This window comes from Pseudonocardia sp. McavD-2-B, from assembly GCF_024124365.1.
GTDB classification, from domain to species: domain Bacteria; phylum Actinomycetota; class Actinomycetes; order Mycobacteriales; family Pseudonocardiaceae; genus Pseudonocardia; species Pseudonocardia alni.
In genome coordinates, this window is sequence record NZ_JAMXSG010000112.1 from 1 (window position 1) to 17,349 (window position 17,349).

A 17,349-nucleotide genomic window follows, 5' to 3' on the forward strand; every position below is an offset into this window, starting at 1 on the left:
CTCCAGGCCGAGGCCGACCGGCGGGCCCGGGAGGAGGCGGCGTCGCGGGTCGCGCAGGAGCCCGCGCCGTCGGACGGCCCCGCGCCGCGGCGCACCGGGTCGGCGGCGATCGAGACCGTGATCGACCGGGCGATGGCCCAGCTCGGCACCATCTACGCCTGGGGTGGCGGCAACTCGCGCGGACCGACCCGCGGGATCCGCGACGGCGGCGTCGCCGACGCCCACGGCGACTTCCGCAAGGTCGGCTTCGACTGCTCGGGGCTGATGCAGTTCGCCTTCGCCGGGGTCGGCATCGACCTGCCCCGCTACAGCGGCAACCAGGCGAACGCCGGCCGGCTGGTGCCGATCTCGGACATGCGGCGCGGGGACATGCTGTCCTGGGCCGACGGCGGCCGCACCCACCACATCGCCATCTACCTCGGCGACGGGAAGATGCTCGAGGCCCCGTACTCGGGCGCGAGTGTGCGGGTCACCTCGGTCCGCTATGACGGCCTGAACAAGGTCACCCGGCTGCTCTGACGGCCGTGGCCTCGCCGGTCAGCTCGTCGAGCACCAGCCGCACCGCGGGCCGGGTCACCGCACCGCGGGTCACGGCCCGCACCAGGCGGGCGGCCCGCACCCCGGCGAGCGGGCGCAGTGCGAGCCGGGCGCCGTCGCGGTGGTCGGTGGAGTAGCGGGGCAGCAGCGCGACGCCGTGCCCGTGGGCGACGAGCTCCTCGGTGACCGAGAAGTCGTTGATCCGCTGCACCACCCGCGGCACGGTGCCGGTGACCAGTGCGAGCGAGTTGAGCACGTCGTCGACCGGCCACCCGACGGCGACCGAGATCCAGTCGGCGTCGACGAGGTCGGACAGGTGCACCTCGGCGCGGTGGGCCAGCGGGTGGTCCGGAGGCAGGGCGACGTCGAGGGGCTCGCGCAGGAGCGGGTGCACGGTGAGCCGGCCCGTGCGCAGCGGGTCGAGCCGTTCGTCGTGGTGGGTGACGACGACGTCGGCGTCGGCCGCGGCGGCCGGTACCTCCTCCGGGCGCAGGTCGAGGTCACGGCAGGACAGCGCCAGCCCGGGGTGGGCCGACGCCCGGCGCAGCAGCCCGGGCAGCAGCAGCCGGGCCGCCGACGGGAAGAACACCACCCGGACCGTGCCCAGCGGCTGCTCGCGCAGGCCCGCGGTGGTCTCCTCCAGTCGGCCCAGCGCGTCGAGCACTTCCTGCGCCCCGTCGACGACGGCCCGCCCGGCCGCGGTGAGCCGCAGCCCGCGCCCGTCCGGTGCGGTCAGCTCCAGGCCGGCCTCCCGGGACAGTGCCTTGAGCTGCTGGGACACCGCGGACGGGGTGAAGTTGAGCGCCGCGGCGACGGCGGTGACCGAGCCGCGGTCGGCGAGCTCGCGCAGGATCCGGAGCCGCCGCACGTCCATGCAGGAAAGCTACAACATCGTTTCAGTTGTTGTCGCTGGTCTGCATGGTCTCGGGACGGCAGCGTGGACGCCGTGACCGTTCGTGACCGCCTGCTCGCCGTCGTCGTCGCCGTGTTGTGGGGCGCCAACTTCATCGCCATCCACGTCGGGCTCGAGCACTTCCAGCCGCTGTTCCTGGCCGGGCTGCGGATGCTCGTGCTGGCGGTCCCGACGGTGCTCCTCGTGCCGCGGCCGCGGGTTCCGCTGCGCTGGCTCGTCGGCTACGGGCTCGGGTTCGGCACGGTGCAGTTCCTCTTCCTGTTCCTGGGGATGTACGCCGGGATGCCGACCGGGCTCGCGTCGCTGGTCCTGCAGGCGTCGGGACCGTTCACGCTCGTGCTGGGTGCGCTGCTACTGCGCGAGAGGGTGACGCCGCGGCAGTGGGCCGGGATCGGCGTCGCCGTGCTCGGGCTGGGGTGCATCGCCCTCGCCCGAGCCCAGTCCGCGGCGCTGCTGCCGGTCGTGCTGACCCTGCTCGGCGCGCTCGGCTGGGCGGCCGGGAACCTGTGCAGCCGGCTGGCCCAGCGCGACGGCGAGGCGGTCGACCCGCTGCACCTGACGCTGTGGATGACCGTCGTGCCGCCGGTGCCGATGCTGGCCGCCTCGGCCGTGGTGGAGGGTCCGGGCGCCTGGGGCGACGTCGTCGCGATGGTGACCCCCGACGGCGTCGCCGGGCTGGTCGCGCTCGTGTACCTGTCGCTGGTCGCGACCGTGCTCGCCGCCGGGATCTGGACCGGGCTGATGCGCCGCTACCCGGCGGGGCTCGTCGCGCCGCACTCGCTGCTCGTCCCGGTGGTCGGGATGAGCCTGGCGATGGTGCTCCTGGGGGAGCGGCCGTCGGTGACCGAGCTGGTCGCCGGGGCAGTGGTCGTCGGCGGGGTGCTGGTGGCCTCCGCGCCGGCCCGGCGTCGGGTAGAGGTGAGGGTATGAGGCTGCGCTACACGACGCTCGTGGTCGACGACTACGACGCCGCGATCACCTTCTTCGTCGACGTGCTCGGCTTCGAGCTGGTCGAGGACTCGCCCGCGACGACCTCGGCGACCGGGGCGGCGAAGCGCCGGGTCGTGGTGCGTCCGCGCGTCGGCGACACCGGCCTGCTCCTGGCCCGCGCCGACGGTGAGCGGCAGCGGGCCGTCGTCGGTGACCAGTTCGCCGGGCGGGTGGGGCACTTCCTGGAGGTCGACGACGCCGCCGCGGAGTACGAGCGGCTCGTGGCGCTCGGGGTGGAGTTCGAGGGACCGCCGCGGGTGGAGGCCTACGGCACGGTCACGGTGTTCCGCGACGTCGCCGGGAACCGGTGGGACCTGCTCTCCGGGCCGTGAGTCAGGCCCGCCGGCGCCGCCGGCGGTTGCGGCGGCGGCTCGGGACGAGGAACGCCGCCGCGGTCCCGACCAGGACGACGACCCCGAGCGCGACGAGTGCGGTCACGAACGCGCCCGCCGACACCGTGGTCGCCGGAGGCCCGGGCGGTACCGCGGGCGCGGCCGCGACCTCGTGGGTGGCGGTGCAGATGTTGTCCTCGTACGGGCTCGCCGGGTTCAGCGGACGGAACTCGTAGCGGGTCCCGGTGGAGTACGACCGGTCGACCGAGGTCGCGGTGTTCGGTCGGGGGGTGGGGGAGCCGACGACCTGGACGTCGCGGCCGTCGTCGGTACGGACCTGCGCGACGCGGCCGTCGGCGGAGGTAGAGGCGACGGTGCCGGTGAACGCGTGGGCGGAGCGGGGTGGGTCGGCGATGCACGAGGCCCTGGCCGCCGGGCTCGTCGTCCCGTTCGCCGCGGTCGCCGCACCCGTCGCGCTCGTCGGGGCGAGGAGCGCCAGGGCGGCGAGCAGCGGGACGGCGAGACGGGGCACGGGGTCATCCTCGCGCGTGCGGGGGTCGCGCGCCTCCGCCGTCCAGCCGAGTGGTCGGGTCAGGGACGTCGTCTTCGGAGCGGAGCTCGAGTCGTGGTGGGACGGCCTGGCCGTCGAGGCGCGACCGCTGTGCTCCGGCGGGCGCGTCGGTCGGGGGCTCGGGGAGTGGCCGCGGGGGCGCGAGGCCCAGGCGTGATGAGGTCGGGGAGGTGGCGGCGCGAGCCGGTGCGCGGGGATCGTCCGCTGCCGGGCTGCGGCGGACGGGCGGATGCGAGCGCCGAACGACCTGGAAAGGTCCAGCTAGGAGACCTATAATCGAACATATGATCGATCAGGTGGACGTGCTGGACGTGCTGAGCCACACCGATCCCGCCGACGACCCGGCCTGGCTCGAACACCGGCGCCGTCGTGAGGCGGTGGAGGAGGCGACCCGGTGCCCGCACGGTCTCGCGATCGACCTGTGCGGCGAGATGTGTGGTCCCGAGCCCCCGCCCGACCCCTCCGGCGGGATCGACGACGTCGCCTGGGAGGCGCTGCGGTGCCTGGTCGCCGGAGCCCCGCCCGACCGGCTCACCGATCTGCAGGTGCTCGACGTCCTGGAGGGCGCCGAGCACTGGGTGCGGCGCTCGACCGCCCTGCGGATGCGGTCGGTCGCGCAGATCGCGGAGCGCCACCCGGCCGGGAGCGGCGCCGCGCCGCCGGGCGCGGACCCGCGTGCGGTGCAGCCCGTCTCGCGCTGGCTGCCGGACCAGGTGGCGATCGTGCTGCGGGTCCCGCGCGACCACGCGCGGTCGCTGATCGGGCAGGCGCAGCGGTTCGCCCAGGTGCTGCCGGAGACCCTGGCCGCGTGGGAGTCGGGGGCGATCGACCAGGGCGCCGCCGAGGCGATCTCGTCGTCGACACTCGTCCTCGACGACGAGCGCGCCCGCCGGGTGCAGGCCGCGGTCCTCCCGGGGGCTCCGGAGGCGCACCGCCGGTTGCTGCGGGACCGGCTGCGCCGCCACATCGCCCGCGTCGACCCGGACGGCGCCCGCGAGCGCCACGAGCGGGCCCGGTCGGAGCGGCGGATGTCGCTCTCCCCGGGTGACGACGGCATGGGCTCGCTGTGGCTGGGCGGCACCGCCGCGCAGGTGGAGGCGTCGTGGCAGTGCGTCGACCGGCTCGCGCGCTCCCTGGACGACCCGTGCGACGACCGCACCCTGGACCAGAAGCGCGTCGACCTCGCCCACCAGCTGCTGCAGGGCACGCTGACGCTCACCGACGTCGGCACGGTCCGGGACACGCTCGGCGCGGACGGGGCGGGCACCGACGAGGACGGCCTGCTCGCAGCGGTCGCGCGGGTGCTCGCCGCGAAGCCGGACCCGGAGGAGGCGGTGGGGCGCCGCCCGCTGATCCAGGTCGTCGTCCCGCTCAGCACGCTGATGGGTGGTGCGGCACCAGCCGAGCTGGTCGGGCACGGCCCGATCCCCGCCGACCTCGCCCGCGCCCTCGCCGCCGGCGGTGTGTGGCAGCGGCTGGTGACCGACCCGCTGTCGGGCACGGTGCTCGACGTCGGACGCACCCGCTACCGCCCGCCGGTCGCGATGGCCGACCACGTCCGGGCTCGGGACTGCACCTGTCGCGGCCCCGCGTGCAGCCGCCGGGTCCGCGACCTCGACCACCACCGCCCCTGGGCGGCCGGGGACGGGCCGACCAGCGCGGAGAACCTGTTCGGGCTGTGCCGGGCCGACCACGCGCTGAAGGACGCGCCGGGCTGGCAGGTGCTCGCCGGGACCGACGGCAGCCTGACCTGGGTGGCACCGTGCGGCCGCCGGGCGACGACGCGGCCGTTCGACCACCGGGTCTTCACCGATCCGCTGCCGGATGCCGCCGACCACGACACAGCCGTCGTCGCGCCCTACTGATCAGCGTGCCGAACGGGCAGGGTGGGCTGGCGGAGCCTCGCTCGGAGCCGTGTCCGCTGCTCAGGCGGCCGGGGCGGCGAGCTGCCAGGACACGCCGAAGCGGTCCTCGACCCAGGCGAAGGGACCGAAGCCGTAGTCGTCGAGCGGCATGAACTCCCGCCCACCGGTCGCGAGCGCCGCCAGCAGCCGCTCCTGCTCGTCGCCGGACTCGCAGTCCACCCACAGCGAGACGGCGGGGGAGAAGTCCCACTGGTGCACCGGCGGGCTGTCGCTGCACCGCAGGCGCTGCCCGGCGACGACGAACTCGGCGAGAACCACCGCGTTCGGATCGTCGGGGCGGTGGGTGACCGAGACGATCTCGCCGTCGTCGAACAGGGATGTCCAGAACTCCATCGCCTCGCTCGCGCTCGGGCCACGCGGCGGCTGGAAGGTCAGGAACGGCACGGCTCGGGCGGTCATCGGGTCCTCCTGCGCGGGGCGGGGTCGACGGTGCACGGAAACCGGACGACACGGCCGTGCGCCGATGGCTAGGGTCGACACCATGGCACGAGGCATCTGGTCGCAGAAGGTCCGCACCGCCCGCTGACGGCGGCGCCCTTCACCCCTTCCGAACCGCGTCCGCCGTCCCGGTCCCCGCCGGGCGGCGCATCCCGTGCTGCCCGGCTCCGATCTCGGATGCCGCGGAGCCCTCTCGTGCACACCACCCCCGAACCGTCCTCACCCCTGCCCGCCCTCGACGTCGGCGCGGCCGCCCACGTGCGTGCCGAGGACGTCGTCGTCACCCGCGGGTCGCACCGCGTCCTCACCGGCGTGACGCTGACCGTCTCCGCCCGCTCGCGGCTCGCCGTCGTCGGGGAGAACGGGCGCGGCAAGTCCACGCTCCTGCACGTCCTCGCGGGCCTGCTCGCGCCGGACGCCGGGATCGTGCACCGCGCCGGCACCGTCGCCCTGGCCCGCCAGGAGGTGCCCGCCCGCGACGGCGAGACCGTCGGCACCCTGACCGCGGAGTCGCTCGCCGCCCCGCGGACGGCGCTGCGCGAGCTCGACGCGGCGACCGCGGCGCTCACCGACGGCGCGCCCGGCGCCGACGACCGGTTCGCCGCAGCCCTGGACACCGCGACCCGCCTCGACGCCTGGGACGCCGAACGCCGCGTCGACGTCGCCCTCGGTGCGATCGGCGCCTGCACCGACCGCACCCGGCCGCTGGAGACGCTGTCGGTGGGACAGCGCCACCGCGTGCGGCTGGCGTGCCTGCTCGGTGCCCGCCACGACGTCCTCCTCCTCGACGAGCCCACCAACCACCTCGACGCCGCCGGCCTCGACTTCCTGACCCGCACCCTGCGCGCGCACCCGGGCGGGCTCGCCGTGGTCAGTCACGACCGGGCCCTGCTGCGTGACGTCGCCGACGAGTTCTGCGACCTCGACCCGACGCGCGACGGCACGCCCCGGCTCACCGCGGGCGGCTACGACGCCTGGTGGACCGCGCGGGACCGGGCCCGCGCCGCGTGGGAGGCCGAGCACGCCGAACAGCAGGCCGAGCACCGCCGCCTCGCCGACGCCGTCGCCACCGCGCGGGACCGGCTCTCGACCGGCTGGCGTCCGGACAAGGGGACCGGCAAGCACGCCCGCCAGTCCCGGGCCCCGGGGGTGGTGCAGGCGCTGCACCGGCGCCGGGCCGAGCTCGACGCGCACCGGATCGACGTACCGGTACCGCCGTCGTCGTTGCGCCGGCCCGACCTCGACGTGCGTCCTGGCGCGCCCCAGCTGCGCGCGCACGGAGTCGGCGTGCGGGGGCGGCTCGCCGGTCCGGTCGACCTGGTCCTCGACGCGGGCGACCGGCTGCTCGTGACCGGGCCGAACGGGGCCGGGAAGTCGACGCTGCTCGCCGTGCTGGCCGGGTCGCTCGCTCCGGACGCCGGGTCGGTGCGCACCGCGAGCGGCGCCCGGGTCGTCCGGCTGGGGCAGGAGACTGCGGTGCTCGACCCGCGGCGGCCCGCGCGCGCCGTGCTGGAGCACGTCGGTGGTGGCGCCCACGGCCTGCTCGACGCGGCAGCGCTGCGGACCCCGGTGGGTCGGCTGTCGGAGGGCCGGCGGCGCCGGCTCGACCTGGCCCGCGCCCTGGCGGAGCGCCCGACGACCCTGCTGCTCGACGAGCCGACCAACCACCTGTCCGCGCGGCTCGTGGACGAGCTCACCGCGATGGTCCGGGACACCTCGGCGGCCGTCGTCGTCGCCACCCACGACCGGCAGCTGCTGCGCGACCTGGCCGACTGGCCGCGGCTGGAGCTCGACCCGGCCGGGTGATCACGGCCGGAGCCCGGCCTCGACGGCGTCGAGGGTGCGGCGCAGCCCGGAGTCGAACAGCGGCTCACCGCCGCCGGGCCCGCGCACGACGGCGCCGCCGAGCAGCCGGGACAGCACCGGCAGGCGCTCCGCCCGGCCCGAGCGGCGGACGTCGTCGAGGGTGGGGAGGCGGTCCCCGGCCAGGGCCGCCGCGCCCCGGACGTAGCCGTGCAGCAGGTGCAGCACCTCGACGGCCGCGTGCAACGGGTGCCCCGCCCCGACGACGTGCGCCAGCAGCGCCTCCGACCACGCGCACTCGGCGGGGCCGGTGGCACGAGGACCGGCGAGCAGCCCGACGGTCCACGGGTGCTCGTCGAGCACGTCGCGCAGGGCGGCCGCCCAGATCTCGCAGCCCAGCCGCAGCCCGCAGCCCGACAGGTCCGGCGGCTCGCCCAGTGCGACGTCCAGGACGAGGTCGACCAGCGCGTCCTTGCCGGGCACGTGCCGGTACAGCGACATCGGCGCGGACCCCAGCTCGCGGGCCAGCCGCGGCATCGACACCGCGGCCAGCCCGTCGGCGTCGGCGAGGCGCAGCGCCGTGGCGACGATCGAGCCGCGGTCCAGCGTCCGGCGCGCCGGGGCCGGGGGAGCGGCCCAGCGGGGGTCGTCGGCGGCGGTCACGCGTCGATCATGCCACGCATTTCGTAGGGGGCCCTACGCGCACAGCGTAACCCCTACGCGTACTGCGCCCTGAGGAGTGCCGGTGCGCGGTTCGTAGGGTGTCCCGATGGAGTTGTGGGAGGTCGGGGTCATCGCGCTGGCCGGGCTCTGGGCGGGGCTGATCAACACCGTCGTCGGGTCGGGGACGCTGGTGACCTTCCCGGTGCTCGTGGCGCTGGGCTTCCCTCCGGTGACGGCGACGACGTCGAACGCCATCGGGCTGATCACCGGCTCGATCACCGGCGCCGTCGGCTACCGCAAGGAGTGGGCCGGGCACGGCCGCCGCCTCGCGAAGTACGGTGTCGCGTCGTTCCTGGGGGCCGTGGTCGGTGCGGCGCTGCTGTTGTCGCTGCCGCCGGACGCGTTCGAGACGATCGTGCCGGTCCTGGTCGGTACCTCGGTGCTGCTGGTCGCCGTGCAGCCCCTGCTGGCCCGCCTGCTGCGCGACCGCCCGCGTCCGGACCGGACCGGCTCGCCGGTGCTCTACGTGCTGGTGTTCCTGGTGGGCGTCTACGGCGGCTACTTCACCGCCGCCCAGGGGATCATGCTGGTCGGGGTGATGGGGCTGCTCGTCGCGGACCCGCTCCAGCGGCTCAACGCCTTCAAGAACACCCTCGCCTCGGTCGTGAACATCGTCGCCGGGGCGATCTACGCCGTCGTCGCCCCGGTCGACTGGACGGTCGTCGGGATCATCGCGGTCAGCTCGATCGTCGGCGGGCTGCTCGGTGCGAAGGTCGGCCGCAGGCTGCCGCCCGCGGTGCTGCGGACCGTGATCGTCGTGATCGGGGTCGCGGCGATCGTGTTCCTGTTGGTGGAGTGAGCGCCCCGAACTGTCGGGGGTGTCTGCTCTCCTGAGGGCGTGGACGACGACCGCGCTACCGAGCTGGCCGTGGCCCTCGCCTCGCTGGCCGGGCGCGAGATCGGCCCGGACGAGGCGCGTGCCGTCGTCGCGCACGCCCACACCCTGAGTCCGGGCCGGGCCAACGTCATCTGGTCCCGGCACCGGCGCGCCCCGCGCACCGTGTCGCTGCGCGACTACCTGGCGATGACCCTGCGCTTCGTCGACCGGGGCCCGCCGTGAGCTCACACACCGACGGCCGCGAGCGCCGCGTCGAGGGCGTCGTCGTCGCCGACGTTGCCCGGCACCACCACCTGCACGACCGCGCGCCCGCCCGGCGTCATCAGGTCCCACACCGACACCCCGGGCAGCACCTGCCCGCGGACCCGCGCCGAGACCGCGCCGAGGCCGTCGCGGGCGACCTGGGCCCCGGTGATCCCGCCCTTGGTCACCACGACGTCGACCTGCTCGCGCAGGGCCGCGACCGCTCCGACCACCGCCCGCATCACCGACTCCCCGTGGGCCAGGGTGTCGTGCTCGGCGCGGCGCTCCCGCTCGCTGGCCAGGGCCGCCCAGCCGCCGGCGGACAGGTCACCGGCCAGGTCACGGACCAGCCGGGCCGCGGTCGCGTCCGGGTCGGCGAGTGCGTCGTCGGTGCCGACCACCACGGGCGCACCGCGCCCGGCGCAGGCGTACGTCAGCTGCCGGCCCGCGGCGGCGGTGTGCGAGCCGCACACCAGCAGCGTGCGGCCCGGGCCCGCGACGGGGGCGTCGAGCAGCCCGTCGCTGCTCACCCGGCAGACCGCGGCCGCCAGCGGCGCCCCGCCGCGCGCGACGATCTCGCGGGTCGCCCACGCCGCGCGCAGGGCGTCGGCGACACGGGCGACGTCGGTGTCGTCGTGCACGTCGGGCAGCACCACGTCGATGTCCCCGGCGCCGGTCAGCACCCCGGTGAGCGCGCCGGAGCGCACGTCGTCGATGCCGACCGTGACCGGTGTGCGCGCGGACTTCTCCCGGACGTAGCCGGGCAGATGGCCGTCGCGGTAGCCGAACACCGGGTCGCGGGCGAACTCCGTCTCGTGCGCCGGGAGGATCTCGCCGCCGACGCGTACCCGGTGCGTGCCGTCGACGGTCGTGCGTCCGCCACCGGGGAAGGCGGGGACGAACAGCACCGGCGCGGCCGGGTCGACGGCGTCGCACTCGGCGAACACGTGCCCGCGCAGCGTCGAGTCGCCCCGCAGCACCAGCCGGACCCGCTCGCCGAGCCGCCCGCCCGCGACGTCGGCGTCGGCGCGGATGCCCGACACCAGTGCGACGGCGGCCTGTTCGTCGAGCGCGCGGGTGTTGGTCAGCAGGTACACCGCGTCGGCCCGGCGCAGGGCGTCGGTGAGCACGTCGGCGTCCCACCGGAGCAGGACCTCGACCCCGGTCGCGGACTGCGTGCCGGTCGGGTCGTCGTCGCAGACGAGGATCTTCACCGCTCCCGCCCCGGGGAGTCGAGCAGCGCGTCGGCGCGGGTGCGGAACAGCGCCGTGCCCCACATCATCGCCGCGGCGAGGAAGGCGAGAACCCCCAGTGAGACGACGCCCCACGTCCCGGCCTCGGTCGGGACGGCCTCGTTGATCGCGGTCCGCATGATCGGCGCGACGAAGCCGCCGAGGTTGCCGATCGAGTTGATCAGACCGATGCCGGTGGCCGCCGCGGCTCCGGTGAGGAACGCCGTCGGGAACGACCAGCTGATCGGGCCGGCGCACAGGAACGCCGACACCGCCACGGTGATCGCGACGATGCCCAGCAGCGCCTGTCCGTTCGCCCCGGCCCAGGCCGAGGCGAGGATCGCGGCCCCGGTCAGGAGGAAGGCGATGCCGCCCCAGTTGCGGCGCCGCGCGACGGTGTCGGCGTGCCGGCCGACGACGTAGCAGAAGACCAGGCCGACCGCCCAGGGGATCGCCGCGACGAGCCCGACCTGCCAGCCGACGTCGCGCCCGAGCAGGCCCGCGACCTGCTGGGGCAGGTAGAACGTGGTGCCGTAGACGGCCACCTGCAGGCAGAAGTAGATGACCGTGAAGTACCAGACCTTGCCGTTGAGCATCGCCGGGACGATCCCGCGCGGGCCGTCGGCGTCGCGCACGGTGTCCTCGTGCGCCATGACCTCGCGCATCGCGGCCTTCTCGCGCTCGTCGAGCCAGGTCGCCTTCTGCGGGGAGTCGGTCAGCAGGAAGTACGCCGCCACGCCGGCGACGATCGCCATGACGCCCTCGACGAAGAACATGACCTGCCAGCCGTGCCAGGGCGTGAGGGTGTCGCCGAAGCTGATCAGCCCACCCGACAGCGGCGCCCCGAGCATCTGGCTGAACGGCTGGGCCAGGTAGAAGATCGCGAACATCTGCACGCGCTTCTTGTTCGGGAACCACTGCGACAGGAACATGATCACGCCGGGGAACAGCCCGGCCTCGGTGACGCCGAGCAGGAACCGCAGGAACACGAACATCGTGTCGTTCGTGGTGAACGCGAACGCGCTCGCGACCACGCCCCAGGTCACCGCGATCCGGGCCAGCCAGAACCGGGCGCCGAAGCGGTCGAGCAGCAGGTTGCTGGGGATCTCGAAGATCGCGTAGCCGATGAAGAAGATGCCCGCGCCCAGGGCGAACGCCCCGGCGCTGATGCCGCGGTCGACCTGCAGCCCCTCCTCGGCGAAGCCGACGTTGGTGCGGTCCAGGAACGCGACGAAGTAGAGGACCACCAGCATCGGCATGAGCCGGGTGGTGGCCTTGCGGATGCCGGACGCGAGGTGCGGGCTGTCGAGCAGCGCGCGCGGCGTGCGGTCGCCGGTGGTGGGTTCCACGATCTCCCCTTCGAGGTCGTGTGCGGGCGGACGGGTCAGAGGACCAGCACGAGGCCGATCGCGACGAGGACGAGGCCGATCGCGAGGAACGCGACGCGCGACCACGACCAGCCGGGGAACGGTTCACGGGGCACGCGGGCTCCTAGTGCATGTAGAGGCCGCCGTCGACGTTCAGGGTCTGGCCCGTCACGAAGCCGGAGTCGGGCCCGATGAGGTACGCCGCGGCGGCGGCGACGTCGTGCGGGGTGCCGATGCGCGCCACCACGCCGTCGGCGGCCATGGCCGCCTTGCGCTCGGGCGAGAGGGTGCCGCCCATGATGTCGGTGTCGATCGGGCCGGGGGCGATCACGTTCGCGGTGATCCCGTGCGGGCCCAGCTCGCGGGCGACCGAGCGGATGAAGCCCTGGATGCCGGCCTTCGCCGCGGAGTACGGGGTCTTGGAGTAGGTGCCGCCGCCGCGCTGGGCGGAGACCGAGGAGATGCCCACGATGCGTCCGACGCCGTGGGCGACCAGGCTGCGGGCGACCCGCTGGGTGACCCAGTGGGTGCCGTCGAGGTTCACGGCCACGACCCGGCGCCACTCCTGCTCGTCGACGTCGAGGTAGGGGACCGGGGAGGCGACCCCGGCGAACGCGACCAGCGCGACCAGCTGCGGCAGCTGCTGCTCCAGCGCGTCCACCGCGGCGACGGCGGCCTCGCGGTCGGCGACGTCGGCGCCGACGCCCGCGGCGCACACCCCGTGCCGCTCGGCGATCCCGGCGGCGGTCGCCGCGGCCGCGTCGCCGTCGATGTCGATCAGCCCGACGTGCCAGCCGGCCGCGGCGAGGTGGTCGGCCGCATAGCGCCCGATCCCGCGCGGCGAGCCCGCCCCGGTGAGGATCACGGTCCGTTCGGCGGGGAACCCGGTCATCGGTCGCCCTCCTTCCCGAGCGGGGCCGGGCCCAGCTCGTCGATCAGCTGCGCCATCCGCGCGTAGGCCTTGTTGCGGTACGCGACGAGCTCGGGCACCCGCTCGGCGGGGACGTCGAGGAACCCGCCGCCGGACTTGGTGCCCAGCCGGCCGTTCTCGACGTGCTCGGCCAGCGCCCGCGGGGTGGCGAAGCGCTCGGGCCAGCGGCCCTGCAGCGACTCGAAGCAGAACCGGTAGACGTCCAGGCCCGCCATGTCGGCGATCGCGAACGGGCCGAAGAACGGCAGCCGGAACCCGAAGGTGGTCCGGACGATCGTGTCGACGTCCTCCGCGCTCGCGACGCCCTCGTCGACGAGCTGGGACGCCTCGGAGAACAGCGCGTACTGCAGACGGTTGAGGACGAAGCCGTCGGCGTCGGAGATGCGCGCGGGCTGCTTGCCGACCGCGCGCACCAGCTCCTCGACGCCGGGCAGGATCGCCGGGTCGGTGCCGGCGTGCGCGATGACCTCGACGCCGGGGATGAACGGCGCGGGGTTGGAGAAGTGCACGCCCAGGAACCGCTCCGGCCGCGCGACGGCCTCGGCGATCCGCCCGATGAGGATGGTGGAGGTGTTGGACCCGATGACGGTGTCCGGCGCGGCGGCGGCCGAGACCCGGCGCAGCACCTCGTGCTTGATGCCGATCTTCTCCGGCACCGCCTCCTCGACGAAGTCGGCGCCCTCGACGGCGGCCTCGAACGACTCCGCGGCGTGCACGCGCCCGGCGATCGTGTCGGGGGCGTGGGCGGGGAACAGGTCCTCGGCGGCGAAGGCGCGGGCCTCCGCGACGAGCCGGTCGAGGTTGGCGCGGGTGGTGTCGGCGTCGACGTCGGCGATGCGGACCTCGGCCCCGGCCAGGGCCAGGACCTGGGCGATCCCGCCGCCCATGTAGCCGCTGCCGATCACCGCGACGGTGCGTCCCTCGAGAGTCATGAACGGTCCTTCCGGATGGTGGCGAGCAGGCCGCGCAGGTAGTCGCGGTTGGTGGCGCAGACGCCGAGCGAGTCGCCGCCGTACTGCTCCATCAGGAACGGCCCGCGGAAGCCGAGCTCGACGGCGTCGCACACGACCTGGCGGTAGTTGATGAGCCCGAGCTCCATCGAGGTCGGCGTGGAGCTGAACCACGAGCCGTCGCCGGCCTCGTCGCGGGCGTAGTTCTTCACGTGCCAGTACTTCGCGTACGGCAGCGTCCTGGCGTGCATCTCGCGCCAGTCCTCGATGGGGCGGTGCAGCCGGACGAGGTTGCCGATGTCGGGGTTGAGCCCGACGTTGTCGAGCCCGATCTCGTGCACCAGCGCCACGGCGGAGTCGGCGGTGCCGAGGTAGGTGTCCTCGTACATCTCCAGCGCCATCGGCAGGCCGACCGACGCCGCGTGCTCGCCGAGCTCGCGCAGCCGCGCGACGGCGGTGGCCCGGGTCGCGGCGTCGTCGGGGTCCTTCCAGCCGGGCGCGGTCCAGAACCACAGCGCCTTCTTCTGCGCCTCGGAGAACGGGTGGTGCAGGCCGGTGGAGAACACCGTCATGCCCAGCTCGGCGGCCGCGTCGATGGTGCGGTGGGCGTAGTCGAGGTTGCGCTGTTCGCGGCCGGGCTGCAGCACGCTCTGGCGCTGCACGTGCACCGAGATCATCGCGACGCCGTGCTGCGTCGCGATCGCGCGCAGCTCCTCGCGGCGCGAGGGCTCCAGGTCGGCGGGCCGGATGTGCGAGTCGGCGATCTCCAGCTCGGTGAACCCGAGGGCGGCGACCTGGGCGAACACGTCGTCCCAGCGCTCGGCGGGGGCGTCGTGCAGCGCGACCCCGTCGGGTCCCACGGGGGCGAACCCGTGCATGCAGACGGCGATCGGCCAGTCCTCCGGCGCGGGGACCGGGGGTGTGGTGGGCATGGCGGCTCCTTCGGTGCACATGCGATCTTGGATAGATCCTATAGGAATGACGAGCGAGGTCAACCGTTCGGGGGATGTCGATCGGGACGGGCGGGTCAGACCCCGCGCTCGAAGCGCAGCGAGCGCTCGCGCACGTTGTCGAGGTGGCGGCGCAGCGCGGCCACCGGCTCGTCCACGCCGCCGGAGGCGAACGCGTCGACGACGCCGCCGTGCTCCGCGACCGCCTCCTCGACGTCGGGGACCCCCTGCAGCGCGGTCTGGCGCATCCGGTGCACCTGGGCGCCGAGGGTCTCGGACATCTGCACGAGGTAGCGGTTGCGGGCGTGGTGGAGCACGACGTCGTGGAACTCGGTGTCGGCGGCGAAGTACTCCGCGGTCAGCGACGGGTCGACCCGGCCCTGCGCGAGTGCGGCGGCCACGCGCTCGCCGGCCGCGGCGTGGCGGGCGTGCGCGGACCGCAGCTCGGCGAGCATGGCCGGGGTCGCGGGGGCGGCCATGCTCGCGGCGGTGGTCTCCAGCATCAGCCGGGCGTCGAAGAGCTCGGCGAGCTGGTCGGCGGCCAGCGGCGGCGCGACCCGGTAGCCCTTGAGTGCCTCGCGGGTCACCAGGCCGGTCCGCTCCAGCTGGACCATGGCCTCGCGCACCGGGGTGGGGGAGACGTCGAGGTCGCGCGCGATGGTGTCGATGCCCAGCCGCGTGCCCGGCTCGAGCCCGCCGGAGAGCAGCAGCTCGAGGATGCGCTCGTAGACGTGGTCGCGCAGGCCGCGGCGCTCGATCCCGCCGCGCAGCCCCGGGGTGCTGGCGCTCATCGGGCTCCCTCCAGGTCGGCGACCTCGTCGAGGATCGCGGCGACGGCGCGCGGGTCGTGGGCGAAGCGGCCCAGGAACATGCCGTCGACGCCGTCGGCGATGCGGGGCAGCAGGCCCGGCCCGGCACTCCCACCGTAGATCACCGCGGCGCCCGGGCGCCCCGCGACGTGCGCACGCAACGCCGACCCGACCGCGCTGACGTGCGCGGCCGGGGCCGGTTCGGGGGCGCCGATCGCCCAGACGGGCTCGTAGGCGACGATGACCGGACCCGTGAGCCCGGCCGCGAGTGCCGGAGCCAGCGCGTGGTCGACCTGGGCCCGCACGGCGTCGGCGGCCCGCCCCGCCCCGGACCGGTCGGTCTCGCCGACGCACAGGACCGGGGTGAGGCCGTTGCGCAGTGCGGCGAGCGTCTTCGCGGCGACGACGTCGTCGGTCTCGCCGAAGTGGGCCCGGCGCTCGGCGTGCCCGACCTCGGCCAGCGTGGCGCCCACCTCGACCAGCACGGGCGCGGTGACCTCCCCGGTCCACGGGCCGTCGTCGTGCACGGCCACGTCCTGGGCGCCGACGGCGATCCCGGCGGGGCGGGCGATCTCCACGGCCGCGGGGATGGACGGGAACTGGGGGAGCGCGAACAGCGTCGCCGCCCCGGAGGCGACGGCCCGGTGCCCGGCGGCGATCGCGGCGACCGCCCGCAGCCAGTCGCAGGTGCGGGCGTGGCCGAGGTAGGTCTTGAGGCTCGACCCGATCAGCACAGGTGCTCCCCGGCCGTGCGTACGACCAGCGCGAACGACACCGCGCCGGGGTCGGGGGTGCCGACGCTGCGCTCGCCGTGGGCCCGCGCGCGGCCCAGGCGGGCCGTGAGCCGTGCGGTGTCCTCGGCGGCCCGCCCGGCGGCGTCGGCGGCGTCGGGGACCGGCACCAGGTTGTGGTCGGCGTGGTGCAGCGCGACGAGCTCGGCGAAGGACCCGTCGTGGGTGAACCCGGGCTGCTGCTGGTGCGGGCAGACCTGCGCGCGGCCCGCCCGGCAGTCCGGGCAGACACCGCAGCCGCAGACGAACGGCGTCGTGACCCGGTCACCGGCCCGGAACCGGGTGACCCCGGCGCCGGTCGCGACCACGTGCCCGACCAGTTCGTGGCCGGGCACGTGGGGGAGCGTCACGTCACCGTCGTGCCCGGCCCAGGCGAACCGGTCGCTGGCGCACAGCCCGGTCGCCTCCACCCGCACGACCACTCCACCCACGGGCGGGGTGGGGTCCGGCAGGTCCACGACCTCGGGCGGTGCGCCGAACGCGGTGATCCGTACTGCTCGCATGGGGCGATCCTCCCAGGCCGATAGGCTCGCCATCCGAGGGAAAGGGGTGGTGCGGTGTGTACGCCGCGATCCTGTTCGACATGGACGGCACGCTGGTCGGGTCCGACGCCGCGGTCGCCCGCTCCTGGGCCGCCTGGGCGCGCGAGTACGGCGTCGCCGGGGCCGACCTCGTCCGCGTCGCGCACGGGGTGCCCAGCGACGGCACGATCCGGTTGCTGCGCCCGGACCTGTCCGGCGCGGCACTCGACGCCGCCGCGGCCCGCCAGCTGGAGCTGCAGTACGACGACCTCGACGACGTCGACGCGCTGCCCGGGGCACACGCCCTGCTCGCCGCCCTCGACGCGGCGCGGGTCCCGTGGGCCGTCGTGACCAGCGCCGCCCGGCGGCTCGCCGCCGCCCGCCTCGGCGCCGCCGGGATCGATGCGCCGGTGCTCGTCGCCCGCGACGACGTGCGGCACGGCAAGCCGGACCCGGAGGGCTACCGCGCCGCCGCGGCCGCGCTC

The 17,349-nt window shown here is 75.3% G+C and carries 20 protein-coding genes; 8 read left to right on the top strand and 12 right to left on the bottom strand.

Going from position 1 to position 17,349, the window contains the following annotated elements:
* Positions 1–519: C40 family peptidase (locus NH602_RS15970; RefSeq protein WP_253068223.1), on the top strand; the 519-nt coding region annotated here is incomplete at its 5' end.
* On the opposite strand, the gene NH602_RS15975 is transcribed toward NH602_RS15970, so the two are convergent.
* Positions 503–1,411 carry a LysR family transcriptional regulator gene (locus tag NH602_RS15975; protein ID WP_253068224.1) on the bottom strand — a complete coding sequence of 303 codons (909 nt, stop codon included), beginning with the start codon at positions 1,409–1,411 and terminating at the stop codon, positions 503–505. The genes NH602_RS15970 and NH602_RS15975 overlap by 17 nt on opposite strands.
* A gap of 72 nt (positions 1,412–1,483) precedes the next feature.
* Between NH602_RS15975 and NH602_RS15980 the strand changes: the two genes are divergently transcribed.
* On the top strand, positions 1,484–2,380 hold the full coding sequence (locus tag NH602_RS15980) for an EamA family transporter (protein WP_253068225.1): 897 nt from the start codon (positions 1,484–1,486) through the stop codon (positions 2,378–2,380).
* Positions 2,377–2,772 carry a VOC family protein gene (locus NH602_RS15985; RefSeq protein ID WP_253068226.1) on the top strand — a complete coding sequence of 132 codons (396 nt, stop codon included), beginning with the start codon at positions 2,377–2,379 and terminating at the stop codon, positions 2,770–2,772. The genes NH602_RS15980 and NH602_RS15985 overlap by 4 nt, the downstream gene beginning before the upstream one ends.
* Position 2,773: 1 nt before the next feature.
* On the opposite strand, the gene NH602_RS15990 is transcribed toward NH602_RS15985, so the two are convergent.
* Positions 2,774–3,304: a hypothetical protein gene (locus NH602_RS15990; RefSeq protein ID WP_253068227.1), complete on the bottom strand. Its 531-nt coding sequence runs from the start codon at positions 3,302–3,304 to the stop codon at positions 2,774–2,776.
* A gap of 323 nt (positions 3,305–3,627) precedes the next feature.
* Between NH602_RS15990 and NH602_RS15995 the strand changes: the two genes are divergently transcribed.
* Positions 3,628–5,208, top strand: coding sequence for an HNH endonuclease signature motif containing protein (locus NH602_RS15995; RefSeq protein ID WP_253068228.1), 1,581 nt, complete (start codon positions 3,628–3,630; stop codon positions 5,206–5,208).
* Positions 5,209–5,268: 60 nt separating this feature from the next.
* On the opposite strand, the gene NH602_RS16000 is transcribed toward NH602_RS15995, so the two are convergent.
* Positions 5,269–5,667 carry a VOC family protein gene (locus NH602_RS16000; protein WP_073574765.1) on the bottom strand — a complete coding sequence of 133 codons (399 nt, stop codon included), beginning with the start codon at positions 5,665–5,667 and terminating at the stop codon, positions 5,269–5,271.
* A gap of 234 nt (positions 5,668–5,901) precedes the next feature.
* On the opposite strand from NH602_RS16000, the gene NH602_RS16005 reads away from it, so the two are divergent.
* On the top strand, positions 5,902–7,512 hold the full coding sequence (locus NH602_RS16005) for an ATP-binding cassette domain-containing protein (RefSeq protein WP_253068229.1): 1,611 nt from the start codon (positions 5,902–5,904) through the stop codon (positions 7,510–7,512).
* On the opposite strand, the gene NH602_RS16010 is transcribed toward NH602_RS16005, so the two are convergent.
* The gene (locus NH602_RS16010) at positions 7,513–8,172 is read right to left on the bottom strand and encodes a TetR/AcrR family transcriptional regulator (RefSeq protein WP_073574767.1); all 660 of its coding nucleotides are present in this window, start codon (positions 8,170–8,172) and stop codon (positions 7,513–7,515) included.
* A gap of 106 nt (positions 8,173–8,278) precedes the next feature.
* Here NH602_RS16010 and NH602_RS16015 point away from each other — a divergent pair, with 106 nt between their 5' ends.
* Together NH602_RS16015 and NH602_RS16020 are read left to right on the top strand one after the other, a co-directional pair.
* Positions 8,279–9,031, top strand: coding sequence for a sulfite exporter TauE/SafE family protein (locus NH602_RS16015; protein WP_179762718.1), 753 nt, complete (start codon positions 8,279–8,281; stop codon positions 9,029–9,031).
* A 39-nt stretch (positions 9,032–9,070) separates the two neighbouring features.
* On the top strand, positions 9,071–9,292 hold the full coding sequence (locus tag NH602_RS16020) for a hypothetical protein (protein WP_179762719.1): 222 nt from the start codon (positions 9,071–9,073) through the stop codon (positions 9,290–9,292).
* 2 nt (positions 9,293–9,294) lie between these two features.
* Here the strand turns inward: NH602_RS16020 and NH602_RS31930 are convergent, their stop codons facing one another.
* The 8 genes from NH602_RS31930 to NH602_RS16065 all read right to left on the bottom strand — a co-directional run bounded on the left by NH602_RS31930 (position 9,295) and on the right by NH602_RS16065 (position 16,846).
* Entirely contained in the window at positions 9,295–10,527 is a 1,233-nt protein-coding gene (locus NH602_RS31930; RefSeq protein ID WP_073574770.1) for a four-carbon acid sugar kinase family protein, read from the bottom strand.
* Complete coding sequence (locus tag NH602_RS16030) at positions 10,524–11,894, bottom strand: MFS transporter (RefSeq protein ID WP_253068230.1); 1,371 nt, start codon at positions 11,892–11,894, stop codon at positions 10,524–10,526. Before NH602_RS16030 ends, NH602_RS31930 begins: the two co-directional genes overlap by 4 nt.
* A 142-nt stretch (positions 11,895–12,036) precedes the next feature.
* Positions 12,037–12,804: an SDR family NAD(P)-dependent oxidoreductase gene (locus NH602_RS16035; protein WP_073574772.1), complete on the bottom strand. Its 768-nt coding sequence runs from the start codon at positions 12,802–12,804 to the stop codon at positions 12,037–12,039.
* On the bottom strand, positions 12,801–13,775 hold the full coding sequence (locus tag NH602_RS16040) for a 3-hydroxyacyl-CoA dehydrogenase family protein (protein WP_179762720.1): 975 nt from the start codon (positions 13,773–13,775) through the stop codon (positions 12,801–12,803). Before NH602_RS16040 ends, NH602_RS16035 begins: the two co-directional genes overlap by 4 nt.
* On the bottom strand, positions 13,772–14,725 hold the full coding sequence (locus NH602_RS16045) for a sugar phosphate isomerase/epimerase (RefSeq protein WP_253068231.1): 954 nt from the start codon (positions 14,723–14,725) through the stop codon (positions 13,772–13,774). Before NH602_RS16045 ends, NH602_RS16040 begins: the two co-directional genes overlap by 4 nt.
* A 95-nt stretch (positions 14,726–14,820) precedes the next feature.
* Positions 14,821–15,534: a GntR family transcriptional regulator gene (locus tag NH602_RS16050; RefSeq protein ID WP_179762722.1), complete on the bottom strand. Its 714-nt coding sequence runs from the start codon at positions 15,532–15,534 to the stop codon at positions 14,821–14,823.
* Positions 15,531–16,286 carry a triose-phosphate isomerase family protein gene (locus tag NH602_RS16055; protein WP_253068232.1) on the bottom strand — a complete coding sequence of 252 codons (756 nt, stop codon included), beginning with the start codon at positions 16,284–16,286 and terminating at the stop codon, positions 15,531–15,533. Before NH602_RS16055 ends, NH602_RS16050 begins: the two co-directional genes overlap by 4 nt.
* Positions 16,280–16,846, bottom strand: a complete 567-nt coding sequence (locus tag NH602_RS16065) for an alcohol dehydrogenase catalytic domain-containing protein (RefSeq protein ID WP_305882453.1) — start codon at positions 16,844–16,846, stop codon at positions 16,280–16,282. The genes NH602_RS16055 and NH602_RS16065 overlap by 7 nt, the downstream gene beginning before the upstream one ends.
* Before the next feature lie 56 nt (positions 16,847–16,902).
* On the opposite strand from NH602_RS16065, the gene NH602_RS16070 reads away from it, so the two are divergent.
* A partial coding sequence (locus NH602_RS16070; protein ID WP_253068233.1) for an HAD family hydrolase occupies positions 16,903–17,349 on the top strand: 447 nt, incomplete at its 3' end.

What these genes read in the sequence shown, in the direction of transcription:
- NH602_RS15985 (WP_253068226.1), top strand. Translation starts at nt 2,377, where the DNA reads ATGAGGCTGCGCTACACGACGCTCGTGGTCGACGACTACGACGCCGCG.
- NH602_RS16065 (WP_305882453.1), bottom strand. Translation starts at nt 16,846, where the DNA reads ATGCGAGCAGTACGGATCACCGCGTTCGGCGCACCGCCCGAGGTCGTG.
- NH602_RS15995 (WP_253068228.1), top strand. Translation starts at nt 3,628, where the DNA reads ATGATCGATCAGGTGGACGTGCTGGACGTGCTGAGCCACACCGATCCC.
- NH602_RS16035 (WP_073574772.1), bottom strand. Translation starts at nt 12,804, where the DNA reads ATGACCGGGTTCCCCGCCGAACGGACCGTGATCCTCACCGGGGCGGGC.
- NH602_RS16040 (WP_179762720.1), bottom strand. Translation starts at nt 13,775, where the DNA reads ATGACTCTCGAGGGACGCACCGTCGCGGTGATCGGCAGCGGCTACATG.
- NH602_RS16015 (WP_179762718.1), top strand. Translation starts at nt 8,279, where the DNA reads ATGGAGTTGTGGGAGGTCGGGGTCATCGCGCTGGCCGGGCTCTGGGCG.
- NH602_RS16045 (WP_253068231.1), bottom strand. Translation starts at nt 14,725, where the DNA reads ATGCCCACCACACCCCCGGTCCCCGCGCCGGAGGACTGGCCGATCGCC.
- NH602_RS16050 (WP_179762722.1), bottom strand. Translation starts at nt 15,534, where the DNA reads ATGAGCGCCAGCACCCCGGGGCTGCGCGGCGGGATCGAGCGCCGCGGC.
- NH602_RS15975 (WP_253068224.1), bottom strand. Translation starts at nt 1,411, where the DNA reads ATGGACGTGCGGCGGCTCCGGATCCTGCGCGAGCTCGCCGACCGCGGC.
- NH602_RS16000 (WP_073574765.1), bottom strand. Translation starts at nt 5,667, where the DNA reads ATGACCGCCCGAGCCGTGCCGTTCCTGACCTTCCAGCCGCCGCGTGGC.